The organism is Streptomyces fumanus (genome assembly GCF_014655295.1).
Lineage (GTDB): Bacteria > Actinomycetota > Actinomycetes > Streptomycetales > Streptomycetaceae > Streptomyces > Streptomyces fumanus.
Window position 1 is genome coordinate 82,278 of the sequence record NZ_BNBI01000001.1, and the last position, 15,345, is coordinate 97,622.

Annotated in this window: 15 protein-coding genes; 7 read left to right on the top strand and 8 right to left on the bottom strand. The window is 70.8% G+C overall.

Annotation, left to right across the window (positions count from 1 at the left end; all coding sequences use genetic code 11):
- Window positions 1–26: 26 nt before the first annotated feature.
- The 3 genes from IE316_RS00345 to IE316_RS00355 all read right to left on the bottom strand — a co-directional run bounded on the left by IE316_RS00345 (window position 27) and on the right by IE316_RS00355 (window position 3,308).
- Window positions 27–1,781, bottom strand: coding sequence for an NAD+ synthase (locus tag IE316_RS00345; RefSeq protein WP_190202023.1), 1,755 nt, complete (start codon window positions 1,779–1,781; stop codon window positions 27–29).
- 238 nt (window positions 1,782–2,019) lie between these two features.
- On the bottom strand, window positions 2,020–2,646 hold the full coding sequence (locus tag IE316_RS00350; protein WP_190202024.1) for a DUF305 domain-containing protein: 627 nt from the start codon (window positions 2,644–2,646) through the stop codon (window positions 2,020–2,022).
- Window positions 2,643–3,308 (bottom strand): thioredoxin-like domain-containing protein, encoded by a 666-nt coding sequence (locus IE316_RS00355; RefSeq protein ID WP_190202025.1) that lies wholly within the window; start codon window positions 3,306–3,308, stop codon window positions 2,643–2,645. The genes IE316_RS00350 and IE316_RS00355 overlap by 4 nt, the downstream gene beginning before the upstream one ends.
- Window positions 3,309–3,617: 309 nt before the next feature.
- Here IE316_RS00355 and glnA2 point away from each other — a divergent pair, with 309 nt between their 5' ends.
- Window positions 3,618–4,979 carry a gamma-glutamylpolyamine synthetase GlnA2 gene (glnA2, locus tag IE316_RS00360; RefSeq protein ID WP_190202026.1) on the top strand — a complete coding sequence of 454 codons (1,362 nt, stop codon included), beginning with the start codon at window positions 3,618–3,620 and terminating at the stop codon, window positions 4,977–4,979.
- Window positions 4,980–5,040: 61 nt separating this feature from the next.
- Here the strand turns inward: glnA2 and IE316_RS00365 are convergent, their stop codons facing one another.
- From IE316_RS00365 to IE316_RS00375, 3 genes are all read right to left on the bottom strand, one after another.
- Window positions 5,041–5,403: a hypothetical protein gene (locus tag IE316_RS00365; RefSeq protein ID WP_190202027.1), complete on the bottom strand. Its 363-nt coding sequence runs from the start codon at window positions 5,401–5,403 to the stop codon at window positions 5,041–5,043.
- A gap of 147 nt (window positions 5,404–5,550) precedes the next feature.
- Window positions 5,551–6,294: a 5-formyltetrahydrofolate cyclo-ligase gene (locus tag IE316_RS00370; protein ID WP_190202028.1), complete on the bottom strand. Its 744-nt coding sequence runs from the start codon at window positions 6,292–6,294 to the stop codon at window positions 5,551–5,553.
- Entirely contained in the window at window positions 6,291–7,457 is a 1,167-nt protein-coding gene (locus IE316_RS00375) for a helix-turn-helix transcriptional regulator (protein WP_190202029.1), read from the bottom strand. The genes IE316_RS00370 and IE316_RS00375 overlap by 4 nt, the downstream gene beginning before the upstream one ends.
- 246 nt (window positions 7,458–7,703) lie before the next feature.
- Here IE316_RS00375 and IE316_RS00380 point away from each other — a divergent pair, with 246 nt between their 5' ends.
- From IE316_RS00380 to IE316_RS00390, 3 genes are all read left to right on the top strand, one after another.
- Window positions 7,704–8,180 carry a hypothetical protein gene (locus tag IE316_RS00380; protein WP_190202030.1) on the top strand — a complete coding sequence of 159 codons (477 nt, stop codon included), beginning with the start codon at window positions 7,704–7,706 and terminating at the stop codon, window positions 8,178–8,180.
- Window positions 8,177–8,764, top strand: coding sequence for an ATP-binding protein (locus tag IE316_RS00385; RefSeq protein ID WP_229910132.1), 588 nt, complete (start codon window positions 8,177–8,179; stop codon window positions 8,762–8,764). Before IE316_RS00380 ends, IE316_RS00385 begins: the two co-directional genes overlap by 4 nt.
- 102 nt (window positions 8,765–8,866) lie before the next feature.
- Window positions 8,867–9,607, top strand: a complete 741-nt coding sequence (locus IE316_RS00390) for a DUF1963 domain-containing protein (RefSeq protein ID WP_190202031.1) — start codon at window positions 8,867–8,869, stop codon at window positions 9,605–9,607.
- Between the two features lie 38 nt (window positions 9,608–9,645).
- On the opposite strand, the gene IE316_RS00395 is transcribed toward IE316_RS00390, so the two are convergent.
- Complete coding sequence (locus IE316_RS00395) at window positions 9,646–10,863, bottom strand: MFS transporter (protein ID WP_190202032.1); 1,218 nt, start codon at window positions 10,861–10,863, stop codon at window positions 9,646–9,648.
- A 174-nt stretch (window positions 10,864–11,037) separates the two neighbouring features.
- Window positions 11,038–12,090, bottom strand: a complete 1,053-nt coding sequence (locus IE316_RS00400; protein WP_190202033.1) for an endonuclease/exonuclease/phosphatase family protein — start codon at window positions 12,088–12,090, stop codon at window positions 11,038–11,040.
- Between the two features lie 298 nt (window positions 12,091–12,388).
- On the opposite strand from IE316_RS00400, the gene panB reads away from it, so the two are divergent.
- From panB to IE316_RS00415, 3 genes are all read left to right on the top strand, one after another.
- Window positions 12,389–13,264, top strand: coding sequence for a 3-methyl-2-oxobutanoate hydroxymethyltransferase (gene panB, locus IE316_RS00405; RefSeq protein ID WP_190202034.1), 876 nt, complete (start codon window positions 12,389–12,391; stop codon window positions 13,262–13,264).
- 192 nt (window positions 13,265–13,456) lie between these two features.
- Entirely contained in the window at window positions 13,457–14,482 is a 1,026-nt protein-coding gene (locus IE316_RS00410; RefSeq protein ID WP_190202035.1) for an ATP-binding cassette domain-containing protein, read from the top strand.
- Entirely contained in the window at window positions 14,479–15,339 is an 861-nt protein-coding gene (locus IE316_RS00415; protein ID WP_229910133.1) for an ABC transporter permease, read from the top strand. Before IE316_RS00410 ends, IE316_RS00415 begins: the two co-directional genes overlap by 4 nt.
- The last annotated feature ends 6 nt before the right edge of the window (window positions 15,340–15,345 follow it).

The window sequence follows — 15,345 nt, forward strand, 5'->3', positions numbered from 1 at the left end:
ACGCCCCGCCCCCGAGGGCGTACCCCCTACGCCTTCTCCCGCCACCCATTGGTGATCGGCAGCCGCCGGTCCTTGCCGAACCCCTTGGGCGAGATCTTCGTCCCCGGCGGGTACTGCCGCCGCTTGTACTCCGCGGTGTCCACCATCCGCAGCGTCCGCGCCACCAGCTCCCGGTCGAACCCGGCGGCGACGATCTCGTCCGCGCCGCGGTCGCGGTCGACGTACAGCTCCAGGATCGCGTCGAGGACGGGATAGTCCGGCAGCGAGTCCGTGTCGACCTGCCCCGGCCGCAGTTCGGCGCTGGGCGGCTTGGTGATGGAGTTCTCCGGGATCGGCGGGGTCTGCCCGCGCTCGGCGGCGGCCCGGTTGCGCCACTCGGCCAGGCGGAACACGGAGGTCTTGTAGAGGTCCTTGATCGGCCCGTACGCGCCCACCGAGTCGCCGTACAGCGTGGAGTAGCCGACCGCCAGCTCCGACTTGTTGCCGGGGGCGAGGACGATGTGGCCCTCCTGGTTGGAGATCGCCATCAGCAGGGTGCCGCGCAGCCGGGACTGGAGGTTCTCCTCCGCCAGCCCGGTCAGGCCCAGCGACCCCATGTACGCGTCGAACATCGGCTCGATGGCGACGGTGCGGTAGTGCAGCCCGGTGCGCCGGGCCAGCTCGGCGGCGTCGTCCTTGGAGTGCTCGGAGGAGTACTTCGACGGCATGGAGACGCCGTACACGTTCTCCGCGCCGACCGCGTCGCAGGCGAGGGCGGCGACGAGGGAGGAGTCGATGCCGCCGGAGAGGCCGATCAGCACGGACCGGAAGCCGTTCTTGGCGACGTAGGCGCGCAGGCCCACGACGAGCGCCGAGTAGACCTCCTCGTCGTCGTCCAGCCGGTCGGCGTACGTGCCGGTCAGCTCGGGCGGGTAGGCCGGCAGGGGCTCCTCGGAGAGCACGACCCGCTCGATGCGCAGCCCGTCGTCGACGGTCCCGGTCGGCGCGTCGGGCGCCGCGGCCGGCAGGTCCAGGTCGAGGACGAAGCAGCCCTCGGAGAACTGCGGTGCCCGCGCGACGACCTCCCCGTCCCGGTCGACGACGATCGAGTCGCCGTCGAAGACCAGTTCGTCCTGGCCGCCGGTCATGGCGAGGTAGGCGGTGGTGCACCCGGCCTCCTGGGCCCGCTTGCGCACCAGTTCGAGCCGCGTGTCGTCCTTGTTGCGCTCGTAGGGCGAGGCGTTGATGGACAGCAGCAGCCCGGCGCGGGCGGAGCGGGCCGCGGGGACCCGGCCGCCGTCCTGCCAGAGGTCCTCGCAGATGGCCAGCGCGACATCGACGCCGTGCACCCGGAGCACCGGCATGGTGTCGCCGGGCACGAAGTAGCGGAACTCGTCGAAGACGCCGTAGTTGGGCAGGTGGTGCTTGGCATAGGTCAGCACCACCTCGCCCCGGTGCAGCACCGCACCCGCGTTCTGCGGGGAGCCCGCGGGCTGCCCGTACTTCGGCTGCGCGGTCTCGCTCCGGTCGAGGTAGCCCACGACGACCGGCAGTTCGCCGAGCCCCTCCCCGGCGAGGCGGGCGGCCAGCGAGCGCAGCGCGGCGCGGGATGCCTCGACGAAGGACGACCTCAGGGCCAGGTCCTCGACGGGGTACCCGGTCAGCACCATCTCCGGGAACGCCACGAGGTGCGCTCCCTGCTCGGCGGAGTGCCGGGTCCAGCGGACGATCGACTCGGTGTTCGACGCGAGGTCACCGACGGTGGAGTCGATCTGGTTCAGGGCGAGTCGTAGTTGAGGCACGGAACCAGTGTAATCGTCAGACCGACGCGATGGAGGGAGGCGGGGGCTCCGCAGGTCAGACGGAGGCGGCAGGTGGGACAAGGGCGCCGCAGGTCAGGCGAGGGCGCCACAGGTCGCGCGGGGGCACGGCAGGTCAGACGGAGGCGCCGCAGGTCAGGCGAGGGCGCCGCAGGTCGCGCGGGGGCACGGCAGGTCAGACGGGGCGCCGCAGGTCACGCCGGCGGTGTCGCGCCGCAGGTCACGCCGACGGTGTCGCGCCGCGTTCGCGCAGCAGGTCGGCCATGAGCGCGATCTCCGACCGCTGCGCCTCGACCATGCTGTCGGCGAGCCGCTTCTCCGCCTTGACCGAGCAGCGCCGCACGCAGCCCTCGGCCATGTGCACGCCGCCCTTGTGGTGCTCGGTCATCAGCCGCAGGAAGTAGACCTCCGCCCGCTGGCCGCTGAGGGTGTCCAGCTTCGCCATCTCGGCGTCGGTGGCCATCCCCGGCATCAGCGACCCGGGCCCCGCGGAGGGCATGCCGCCCATGCCCATCCAGGTCATCGGCGGGTCGGACGACACCTTGGGCAGCTCCCACAGGTCGAGCCAGCCCAGCAGCATGCCGCGCTGGTTGGCCTGCGTCTGCGCGATGTCGTAGGCGAGCCGCCGCACCTCCTCGTCGTCGGTGCGGTCGCGCACCAGGTACGCCATCTCGACGCCCTGCTGGTGGTGGACGGCCATGTCCCGGGCGAACCCGGCGTCCGCCGAGTCCGCCGCCGGCACCGGGTCCGTACCGCCGTCCCGGGTGACCACCCAGGTGACGGCGCCCGCCGCGAGGAGCGCCGCCGCGACGGCCCCGGCGGCGGTACGGCGGACCCGTCGCCTCACTTGGCCCGTCCCCCGGTGCAGGCGGCGCCCGGCTCGGGCGTCTGCTCGCCCTGCACGTACTTCTCGAAGAACGCGTCGACCGCCGGATCGTCGGCGCCGGTCACCGTCCGCTGGTGCCCCCAGGCGCTCAGCATGATCGGGTCCCGCTGTCCCTGGTAGGGGCTCATCAGCGAGTACGGCGTCTTCTCCACCTTCGCCGCCAGCGCGTCGACGTCGGCCTTCGGGGCCTGGTCGGTGTACGTCACCCAGACCGCGCCGTGTTCGAGGGCGTGCACGGCGTTCTTGTCGTCGAGGGCCTTGTCGTAGACGTCGCCGTCGCAGTTCATCCAGACCTGGTCGTGGTCGCCGCCGACCGGGGGCTTCATCGGGTAGGTCACGTCCTTGGTGACGTGGTTGCGGGAGAGGGTGCCTTTCCAGGTCCGTACGCCGTCCTCGCCGGTGACGAACGTGCCGGCGCCCTTGCCGTCGGAGGCGGTGCCGCCGGGGTCGTCGGACCCCGACCGCACCAGCAGGACGCCGCCTACGACGAGACCGGCCACGACGACCGCGCTCACGCCGATGGTGAGCAGGCGCCCGCGGCGCTCGCGTGCCTGTTCCGCGCGCCGCATCTCGGCTATGCGCGCCTGCCGCGCCTGGCTGCTGCTCTTCTTGGCGGAGCCCATGGGGTAGTGCCCTTCTGGGAAAGCGGCTGTGAGTCCGCTGATCGTAGGACGGAAAGGGGCGCCGGTCGTAGGGAGTGCGCGGGATCCGGTGTACCCGGGCCCCAGGAATGGCCCGATCGAACACATGGCCTCTACGCTGCGGGGAGAGCGGAGACCCGCCGCACCGGAACCGTTCAGTACCGGGCCGCCGGGCCGATCATGGTCGGCAACGCGCGCGAAACGGACGTGTGGTGGGATGCTCAGGTGCTCGACCGCCTCCTGCGGCACCGGAGACAGGCGGCCTGACCAGCAAGGATGGGGAAGCGGAAGATGGACAAGCAGCAGGAGTTCGTGCTCCGGACCTTGGAGGAGCGCGACATCCGGTTCGTACGCCTGTGGTTCACGGACGTGCTGGGCTTCCTGAAGTCCGTGGCCGTGGCCCCGGCCGAACTGGAGCAGGCGTTCGACGAGGGCATCGGCTTCGACGGCAGCGCGATCGAGGGCTTCGCCCGGGTCTACGAGTCCGACATGATCGCCAAGCCGGACCCGGCCACGTTCCAGGTGCTGCCCTGGCGGGCGGAGGCCCCCGGGACGGCCCGGATGTTCTGCGACATCCTGATGCCGGACGGCTCGCCGTCCTTCGCGGACCCGCGCTACGTCCTCAAGCGCGCCCTGGCCCGCACCTCCGACCTGGGCTTCACCTTCTACACCCACCCGGAGATCGAGTTCTTCCTGCTGAAGGACAAGCCGGTGGACGGCTCGGTCCCCACGCCCGCCGACAACTCCGGGTACTTCGACCACACCCCGCAGAACATCGGCATGGACTTCCGCCGCCAGGCGATCACGATGCTGGAGTCGATGGGCATCTCGGTGGAGTTCTCCCACCACGAGGGCGCCCCCGGCCAGCAGGAGATCGACCTGCGGTACGCGGACGCGCTCTCCACCGCCGACAACATCATGACGTTCCGGCTGGTCATGAAGCAGGTCGCGCTGGAGCAGGGCCTCCAGGCCACCTTCATGCCGAAGCCGTTCTCGGAGTACCCCGGCTCGGGCATGCACTCCCACCTCTCCCTCTTCGAGGGCGACCGCAACGCGTTCTACGAGTCCGGCGCGGAGTACCAGCTCTCCAAGGTCGGCCGCTCCTTCATCGCGGGGCTGCTGCGGCACGCGGCGGAGATCAGCGCGGTCACCAACCAGTGGGTCAACTCGTACAAGCGCATCTGGGGCGGCACGGAGCGCACCGCGGGCGCGGGCGGCGAGGCCCCCTCGTACATCTGCTGGGGCCACAACAACCGCTCCGCGCTGGTCCGCGTCCCCATGTACAAGCCCGGCAAGACGGGCTCGGCCCGCGTCGAGGTCCGCTCCATCGACTCCGGCGCCAACCCGTACCTGACCTACGCCGTCCTCCTCGCCGCCGGCCTCAAGGGCATCGAGGAGGGCTACGAACTCCCGCCGGGCGCCGAGGACGACGTCTGGGCTCTCTCCGACGCCGAACGCCGCGCCCTGGGCATCGAGCCCCTCCCCCAGAACCTCGGCGAGGCCCTGACCCTGATGGAACGCAGCGACCTCGTCGCCGAAACCCTCGGCGAACACGTCTTCGACTTCTTCCTCCGCAACAAGCGGCAGGAGTGGGAGGAGTACCGCAGCGAGGTCACGGCCTTCGAACTGCGGAAGAACTTGCCGGTGCTGTAGCGCACGTCAGCGGCTTTTCCGTTCGGGGCCGGCGGTTGCTCACCGTCGGCCCCGTGGATTCCTACCGAAGGCTCTTTTCGACCGCCTCGAAGATGTCCGCGTCGGTCTCCTTCTGCCAGTCCGGCAGGTCGGGCCAGTCGGCCACGTACCCCGGCTTGGGGTCCTCGAAGTGCTTGTACATCTGCGCCGTCCAGCTCGTCGCGACGAACCGGCCCTTCTGCTCACGTGAGAGGCGGGACGCGTGGCCGCCGCTCAGTTCCAGTAACTGGCGGACCTGTGCGTACACGGCACCCGCGGCCGCGCGTTCCCACTCGGGCGTCTCCTCCCACGGGGTCACGTAGCTCGGCTTGGGATCGCCGGGGAAGTGCTTCCGCACTCCGGCGATCCACGCCTCCCGGAAGACCCGCGCGCCCTCGTCGGTCATGTCATCCCCTCTCATCACGCCCTCGGAGTGCGGAGCTTACGGACGACACGGTCGGCCCCGGGATGGATCGCGCCGGACGACACCCTGCCGAGGGACGGCGTTGGGACGACGAACTCCTGCGACAGCCACCGGCTCTCGTGTTGCTCATCACGGCCTTGCCCGGTGACGGGCCGCCAGTACCGGGATCGCCGCGAGCTTCTCGGCAGTCAGGTCGTCCCAGACGACGCCCGGCGGGCGGCGGCGGTCAGGGCAGGGGATCACCTCGTCGGGTGTGACGATGTAATCCACAGAAAAGTCGTGCTCGGTCTCGGGGATGTCCTCTTCGATCACCTGAAGCGGGTGAACCGGTGCGACGATCACCGTTTCGTCCGTGACGAGACCCGCTTCGATCAAGAGCGCCACCTCAAGGTCGGAGTACCCGGCACCCTTCCCGATGCGTACCCCCGACCGATTCACTGCGACGCTGCCGCACACCACCACGTCGATGGGCTCCATCGACTCCACCCCGAGCCGGCGGGCGGTCTGAGCCGCGCCCTTCTTCTCGGCGGCCTCCTCGGGCGGAAGACCGAGGCTCTCTGGGTCGAGCAGGTAGAAGGGTTCGAGTGAAGCCATACGAGGCACAGCCATGTAGACGCGCTTGCCGTCCTTGAGCGCACGGACCCTGACCGGAAGCTGCGCCCAGTCGGGGTTCGCCTTCACGGTGGCAGCGCGCTGCCAGAAGTCCTGACCGGCCAGTTGTTCCGCCGTGGCCTCAGCACCGTAGAAGCCAGGGATCTTCCCGTACGAGTCGGCGGGTGCGCCGCCGCCGTCGATCAGGCGGCGCCACACCTTCTCACGCAGCGCCTGCTTGGATGACTCGATGTCGTTCACGTACTCCCCACCCCCACTCATAGCGCCGCCATCAAGGCCAGCAACCGGTCGTTGATCTCTTGCGCCCATGGTTCGTGCCGCCACTTCCGTAGCTCACGACCCGCGGAGTACGCCACGTTGAGGCCGCCGCCCCCGCGCGTCAGCTCCACGGCGTCGATGGTCCGGTGCATAGTCTTCACCGCTTCATCGAGCTTGCCCTGCCGGATGAGCGCCAAGGTCAGGTTGCCCAGCGCGATGGCCTGAGACTTCTTCTTGGCCGCCAGTCCCCTCGTGGTCGTACGGAGGATCGGTTCGGCCCGTTCAGGCAGTCCCAGGGACAGATAGCAGGATCCCGCCAGCCGGTTGTACTCGTTGGGTGTGTAGTACGGCGCAGCCACATCATCGGGGTGGACGCGGTCGAACTGTTCTTCCGCCTTCTTCAGCGCCGCTTCACACTCACTGGTCGCGCCGGTCATGGCGTGCCCCTCTGCAACGTGGAGGAGGGACAGCCCGGTGAGTGACGGGCTGACCGCCTTGGCGGCCTCGGCCGCTCGCTGCGCGAGCATGACGCCGCTTCTCGGGTTCTTCTCCCCGTACAGCGCCACGTAGGCCATGCGAAGGGTCGCGTACGCCTCGATGCAGGGATCACGCGCGTGGCGGGCTGCATCGACGGCGTCTCGGAAGTAGCCCAAGGGGGCGTCGTGGTCGCGTCGTTGGCTGACATCCCACACCAGTTGGCCCACGAGCGTGGCTGAGTCGGCTTCGACCTCGTACAGCGCCCTGCGTACGCGGGGGTTGGTGGCGTTCTCTCGAAGGAACTTCACCTGTCCGTGCACCTGTCCGGCCGGGCCCAGCAGTCCCGTGGACGACGCCTTGTCGTAGGACTCATCCAGTTGCCTCAGCCGCTGGTGCAGATAGGCGACGACCACCAAGTCGGCCGACGCTGGATTCCGCAGCGCATGCGTCATACGTTCGTTCGGCCGCGCTTGCATCACGGTGACATCGGCCAGAGCTGCTTGCAGTTCTTGCGACGTGATGGTGAGCGCGCGGGCCAACCTCGGTCGTAGGTACGCCTGCGGCTCGGTTTCGCCACTCTCCCAGCGACCAACGGTAGAACGTTCGACACCAAGGTATTCGGCCAGTCCCTCTTGGGTATAGCCAGCGGCCTTACGGTACTGCACCAAACGTAAGCGCTTGACCGGCATCGCCCACCCCTCCGGCTGACATCGGGCAGGGAAACACCATAGGACGTACAGGCGTGTTCGCGCTGGCCAGAAGCCCGAATGCGGCTCGGATGCGGCATCCGCGCATCACCCGTGCTGTGGATATCCGCAGGTCAGGCCGTTTGCCTGGCACTCCGGGCGATCGGTGGCGGTGGGCGTTCGGCCCCGCCACCGATCCCCGTTCCAGTCGGCCAGGAGGAACGGAAGCGACCTGTCATGTTCGGGTATATGCGTCTCACCGCGAGGGGAGACGGTGACGAATCCGAGGTCATCGAACGGGGATTTTTGGCGCATGCTGATCGCGAAGGATTCGCCTTACAGCGCGTACTCTTTGAACACGGTCCGGTGAATGTGAAACCCGTGATCTATGGGTATGTGCGCGCCCTGCCGGAACTGCCCGTTCACTCTGTCCAGCAGCTAAAACAAGAGCTGAGCGACTTCGCGCAGCGGGAGGGCTTCACGCTCGCCGAGGTCTTCGTGGAACACCGCTGGCTGCACTCGGTCGCGTGGGATGCCCTGGTCATGAGCTGCGACCGGCACGGTGTACGCGACGTGGTGGTTCCGGACTACCGGCACCTTCACTCGACGGCAGCGCTGTCGCGGGTGATGCAAGCGGTCATCGAGGAGATGATGAGCGGCCGCGTCTGGTTCGCCCGCGCCCATGAGTCGGTGCCGTCGTTCCATCCGGGGAGCGTGGCCGAGTGAATGCCACGACTACGGAAGTGCGGACGCTGCACGTGTCGAGGCTGCATCTCGTGGCCGTGCCGTCGGCCGTATCGGTGTCACGGGAGTTCGTCCGCCGGACGCTCAAGCATTGGAGGTCGGACGATCACGCTCCCGACGCCTCGCTAGTGATGTCCGAGTTGGTCAGTAACGCCGTGAAGGCCATGGGCTTCACGGAGCAGCCGCCACATCTCTGGGAGATCACGTCGCAGCACGTCGTAGCGGTGCAGCTCAGGGCCATCGGTGGCGTGCTGTTCATCGAAGTCTGGGACGACAGCCCGGACGAACCGGTGAAGCACAACGTCACCGCGGACATCGAGGGCGGGCGCGGACTTCACCTCGTCGAAGCGCTGTCCGAGCAGTGGGGGATCTACCGGCCGCCGGCCGGAGGCAAGATCGTATGGGCGAGGAACGTGCTGCCCATGTCGCCGTCGCCCGCGCTCGACGGTTCGACGCTCCGGCCGCGTGTTCCCGAAGACCTCGAAGCGCCGCCCGGCCGGACGCGTGACCAAGCGACCATCGCGCTGATGCAGCGCGTCCTTGACGGTCTCCGCAACGTCCCCTGACCCCCGCAGCGAAGAAGCAGGTATCGAGCGAAGACAGCAAGAGGGGCGGCGCCGGGCCCCGACTCCCCCGGAAAGGGCGGCGGGACCGCCTAAGGTGCCGCCATGGTCGAGGACTGGAACGAGTGGAACGCGGAGCGGGTGCGGCGGTTCCGTGCCGAGGCGGCGGCCCGGGGGCTGCCCGAGAGCGAAGTGGAGGCGTGGGTACGGGCGCTGGTGCCCGGGACGTTCTTCGCGGAGGGCGGGGACGGGCCGGCGGTGGTGCGGTTGGGCGGCTTCCCCGGGTTGCCCGAGGGCGTGCCCGCGCAGGAGTATCCCCTCGTCGCCTCCGTCGACTGCGCGCTGCTGCCGGGCGGTGCCGGGCTGCCCGCCAGCGGGCATCTGCTGTTCTTCGGCGAGCCCTCGCTGGACTTCCGGGGGCCGGCGGGCGGATCCGTGGTCCATGTTCCGGCCGGGGCGGCGACGGCCGTACGGAAGGTCGACAGCGTGTACGGGCCGTTCGTCGAGCAGGAGCTGCGCACGGTGTGGCGGCACCTCTCCCCGCTGGACGGGGAGAGTTACGCCGAGTCGCGGTGGGCGGAGCCCGACGACGAGCAGTACGAGCTGGGCGAGGAACTGGGCGACGCCTGGACGGCCGTCGGCGGGTCGTGGCCCACCTGGACGTTCGCCCTCGGTGGGCCGCCCGTCGTGCTCAACGACGACCCGTTGTCCGCGCCGGAGGACGGCGGGGACTGGACCGTCCTCGCCGCCTGGCGCCGCGAGGAGGGCGTCGCCACCTGGCTGATCCGCCGCGAGGATCTCGCCGCCGGGCGCTTCGACCGGGTGTACGCCTGTGCCGACATGTGACGTCGGCACAGCCGTACACCCGGGTGGGCCCGTGCGCGTCAGCCGTGACGGGCCGTCTCCGGCGTCGCCGGTACGTGCGTCGCGATCACCCGTTCCCGGCCGGGGCGGGGTGCCCGGCGGTCGACCGCGTATGCCGTGCCCGCGACCAGGAGGCCGAGGGCGGCCAGGGCCGAGCCGGCGAGGGCCGGGGAGGTGGCGCCGAGGCCCGCGGCGAGGGTGAGGCCGCCGATCCAGGCGCCGCCGGCGTTGGCGAGGTTGAAGGCGGCCTGGTTGGCGGAGGAGGCCAGGGACGGGGCCGCCGACGCCTTCTCCATGACCATCAACTGGAGCGGGGAGCCGGTGACGAAGGCCGCCGCGCCGAGCAGGGCCACCGCCAGCGCCGCCGTGATCTCCGTACGCATGAGCAGGGGGAACAGGGCGAGGACCAGGACGAGGGAGGTCAGGCCGCCGAAAAGGGTGGCCCGCAGGGAGTGGTCGGCGAGCCGGCCGCCGAGCAGGTTGCCCACGGTGGCGCCGACGCCGAACAGGGCGAGCAGCAGGGTCACGCTCGCGTCGGCGAACCCGGCGGCGTCCGTCAGCATCGGCGTGATGTAGCTGTACGCGGAGAACAGCGCGCCGAAGCCCGCGACCGTGGTGCCGAGCGCCAGCCAGACCGGCAGCGAGCGCAGCGCCGACAGCTCGCCGCGCAGGCCGGTCGCCGGGGCGGGGGCGTGGTCGCGGGGGATGAGGAACAGCAGCGCGGCGACGGCCGCCACGCCGATCGCGCTGACCCCGAGGAAGGTCGCCCGCCAGCCCAGTTGCTGGCCCATGGCGGTGGCCGCGGGGACGCCGACGATGTTGGCGACGGTCAGGCCGAGGAACATCAGGGAGACGGACCGGGCCTTGCGTTCGGGCGCGACCATGCCGGTGGCGACCACCGCGCCGACGCCGAAGAACGCGCCGTGCGGCAGACCGCTGAGGAAGCGGGCGGCCAGCAGGGAGCCCTCGCCGGGTGCGGCGGCCGACAGGGCGTTGCCGATGACGAACAGCGCCATCAGGCCGATCAGGACGGTACGGCGGGACATGCGCGCGGTGACCGCCGCGAGCAGCGGGGCGCCGATGACGACGCCGAGCGCATAGGCCGAGACCAGGTGGCCGGCGCTGGGCAGGGAGATGTCCATGTCGTCCGCGACGTCGGGCAGCAGGCCCATCATCACGAACTCGGTCGTGCCGATGCCGAAGGCACCCACGGCGAGGGCGAGCAGGGCCAGGGGCATGAGGTCTTCGCCTTTCGGAGCGGAAGCGAGTGCGCTGTGCGTACGGGGACCCCCCGAGGGGGTCAGCGGGGACTGTTTATGTTCCCGTACGGAACAAAGACTCTCAGGGCGAGTATTCCGCGAGGTGACGCACGGGTTTCCGGCGCCGGTCGGAAAGGGGATGACCTGGGCTTTTCAGGAGGCGGATGTGTCGACCCTCACACGCGCGGCGACCGGCAGATGGTCGCTGCCGGTGGCCGGGAGGGTCCAACTGCTCTCCGGCTCCACGCCCCGCACCAGGATCTGGTCGATCCGCGCCATCGGGAACGACGCCGGCCAACTGAACCCGAACCCGTCGCCCGCCGCGCCCTGCGTGGAGCGCATCTGGGCGGTCACCGCGTTGAGCGCGCGGTCGTTCATGGTGCCGTTGAGGTCGCCGAGCAGGATCACCTTGGCGACCCGCTCGTCCCTGATCGCCTCGCCCAGCGCGTCGGCGCTGCGGTCCCGCTGCCGGGCGGTGAACCCGGCCTCCAGCTTCACCCGTACGGACGGCAGGTGGGCGACGTAGAAGGCGACCTGACCCTCGGGCGTGGCGACGGTGGCCCGCATCGCGCGCTGCCAGCCCAGTTCGAGGTCGACGGCCCTGACCCCGCTCAGCGGGTACTTGCTCCACAGCCCGACCGTGCCCACCACGGCGTGGTGCCGGTAGGCCGGGGCGAGCGCCTTCTCGTACGTGGAGACCGCCGACGCCTTCAGCTCCTCCAGGGCGACCACGTCGGCGCCGGAGGCGGCCACGGCGCGGGCGGTGCCGGCCGGGTCGGCGTTGTCGGCGTTGACGTTGTGCGTGGCCACCGTCAGGTCGCCGCCGCCGCCGGACTTGGTGAACAGCAGCCCGCCGAAGAGGTGCAGCCAGACGACCGCCGGGACCAGGACCGCGATCAGGGCCGTCGCCGACCTGCGGACCACGGCGATCACCAGCAGCACCGGGATCAGCAGCCCGAACCAGGGCAGGAAGGTCTCCACCAGGCTGCCGAGGTTGCCGACCACGTTGGGGATCCGCGCGTGCCCCGCCGTCACCGCGGCCAGCAGCAGGGCGACCGCGGCGGTGACCAGGCCCCGGCGCCAGATCCGGCGGTCCCCGCGCCACCCGGAGGTCAGCCGGGCCCACAGGCGCCGGAGCCGGTCCCCGCGGCGCCCGGCACCGGGACCGCCGTCGTCCGTCTCCGTCACGTAAGCCTGCTGCGCCATACCGTTGCCTCACCGCTTGCCTTGCCCGCCGTCACCCCCCGTGTCCGCAAAACCCTAGGGGATGATCGGCTCCGTTCCGCCGCCGCACCGGCGGCCGTACGGGCACGATGACGAGGAAACCGCCGTGCGCAGTTCCGGTTGTGAAGGCGGCCCGGGGCGCTGTGACGAAATCCGCACAATCCGGGCCCGGCGACCGGGGCCGGGGGTGCTCTGGCCAGCGGTGGCACGAGGTGCCACCATGGAGGGGATCCGGGGACGCCGTCAGGGCGCCTCGAGATGACATGAAGGAGCCGTTGCCATGACGCAGCTTCCGGCTGCCCAGAGCGCATCCCCCAGGCCCGCCGACGGCGGCCGGGCCCTGTACGGGGGCAAGAGCAACCGCCGCATCACCGTCCGGGACATCGCCCTCGCCAAGGAGCGCGGCGAGAAGTGGCCCATGCTCACCGCGTACGACGCGATGACCGCGTCCGTGTTCGACGAGGCCGGCATCCCGGTCATGCTGGTCGGCGACTCGGCGGGCAACTGCCACCTCGGGTACGACACCACCGTCCCGGTCACCCTGGACGAGATGACCATGCTGTCCGCGGCCGTCGTCCGGGGCACCGGCCGGGCCCTGATCGTCGCGGACCTGCCGTTCGGCTCGTACCAGGAGGGCCCGGTGCAGGCGCTGCGCTCGGCGACCAAGCTGGTGAAGGAGGCCGGGGTCGGAGCCGTGAAGCTGGAGGGCGGCGAGCGCTCGCACCGCCAGATCGAGCTGCTGGTCGAGTCCGGCATCCCGGTGATGGCGCACATCGGCCTCACCCCGCAGTCGGTCAACGCGATGGGCTACCGGGTGCAGGGCCGCGGCGAGGAGGCCGCCCAGCAGTTGCTGCGGGACGCCAAGGCGGTGCAGGACGCGGGCGCCTTCGCGGTCGTGCTGGAGCTGGTGCCGGCCGAGCTGGCCGCCGAGGTGACCCGGTCGCTGCACATCCCGACGGTCGGCATCGGCGCGGGCCCGGACACCGACGCGCAGGTCCTGGTCTGGACCGACATGCTGGGGCTGACCGGCGGGCGGATGCCGAAGTTCGTGAAGAAGTACGCCGAGCTGCGGCAGGTGATGGGCGACGCGGCGAAGGCGTTCGCCGAGGACGTGGTCGGCGGCGCGTTCCCGCAGGAGGAGCACTCGGTCCACTGAGCCACCGCGGTACGACACCGGGCCCCGCCGATCGTCCCCCGTCGGCGGGGCCCTGGTGCGCGCGGGCGGCGGGGGTGCGCAAGGGCGGTGCCGGCGGCCTGTCGGCGGCCTGTAGGCGGCTGTGGGCGGCTTGTCGGTGGCTGTCGGCGGCTTGTCGGTGATCTGTCGGTGGCGACTGGCACCGTCGTCGGCATGAAGCGAATCCACGACGACCCCAGCGGCGCCGGCCGCGCCGTGTCCGTACGGGGACTGGTCAAGCACTACGGCGAGACCAAGGCGCTGGACGGTGTCGACCTCGATGTCCGCGAGGGCACCGTGATGGGCGTGCTCGGCCCGAACGGCGCCGGCAAGACCACCCTGGTCCGCATCCTGTCCACCCTCATCACCCCCGACGCCGGCCGGGCCACGGTCGCCGGCTACGACGTGATGGGCCAGCCCCGCCAGTTGCGGCGGGTGATCGGGCTCACCGGGCAGTACGCCTCGGTGGACGAGAAGCTGCCCGGCTGGGAGAACCTCTACCTGATCGGCCGGCTGCTGGACCTGTCCCGCAAGGAGGCCAGGTCCCGCGCCGACGAACTGCTGGAGCGGTTCTCCCTCACCGAGGCCGCCCGGCGGCCCGCCGGCACCTACTCCGGCGGGATGCGCCGGCGCCTGGACCTGGCCGCCTCCATGATCGGCCGCCCGGCCGTGCTCTTCCTGGACGAGCCCACCACCGGCCTGGACCCGCGCACCCGCAACGAGGTGTGGGACGAGGTCCAGCGGATGGTCGGCGACGGCGTCACCGTGCTGCTCACCACCCAGTACATGGAGGAGGCCGAGCAGCTCGCCACCGAGCTGACCGTGGTCGACCGGGGCAAGGTGATCGCGGGCGGCGGCATCGAGGAGCTGAAGGCCAAGGTCGGCGGCCGCACCCTGCGGGTCCGCCCGGCCGACCCGCTGCACCTGCGCCCGCTCGCCGCGTTCCTGGACGAACTCGGCATCACCGGGCTGGCCTCCACCACCGTGGACGCCGAGCGCGGCGCGGTGCTGGTGCCGATCCTCAGCGACGAGCAGCTCACCGCCGTGGTCGGCGCGGTCACCGCGCGCGGCATCACGCTCGCCTCCATCACCACCGAACTGCCCAGCCTGGACGAGGTCTTCCTGTCCCTCACCGGCCACCGCGCCAGTGCCCCGCAGGACGCCACGCCCGCCGACACCCGCGAGGAGGCCGCCGTATGAGCGCCCACCCGTCGACCACCGCCACCCTGGACCAGGCGCCCCCCGCCGCCCCCTCGGCCGCCGCCGTCACCCCCGACGCCCGGATCTCGCTCCGCGGCCATCTGCGCCACACCGGCGCCCTGGTCCGCCGCAATCTGCTGTGGATCCGGCAGGACCCGGAGTCGATGTTCGACGCCGTGCTGTTCCCGGTCGTCTTCACCCTGCTCTTCGTGTACGTCTTCGGCGGCTCGATCGGCCAGTCGCTGGGCGGCGGGCAGCAGGCGTACGTGCAGTACGTGGTTCCCGGCCTGATGGCCATGATGGGCATGAACATGGCCCAGGGGGTCGGCACCGGCTTCAACCAGGACTTCAACTCCGGGGTGATGGACCGCTTCCGGTCGCTGCCGATCGGGCGCGGCTCGGTGCTCTTCGCGAAGATCGCGGTGGAGCTGCTGCGGATGCTGTTCGCCACCGTGGTGCTGCTGGTCGTCGCCCTGCTGGTCGGCTTCGACATCACCGACTGGGGCGGGCTGCTGGCCTCGGTGGGGCTGTCCGCGGTGTTCGGCTCGGCCCTGATGTGGGTGTTCCTCACCCTCGGCGTGATCATGAAGAGCGCGCAGTCCGTGCAGGCGATGGGCTTCCTGGTGCTGATGCCGCTCCAGTTCGGCTCGTCGATCTTCGCGCCGACCCAGTCGATGCCGGGCTGGCTGCAGGGGTTCACCGACTACAACCCGCTGTCCTCCCTCGCCGACACCGCGCGCGGGCTGATGGTGGGCGGCCCGGTCGCGCACGACCTGTGGGTGACGCTGGCCTGGTCGGTGGCGCTGACGGCGGTGATGGCGCCGGTCGCGATCCACAAGTTCCGTACCAAGAGCTGACCGGTG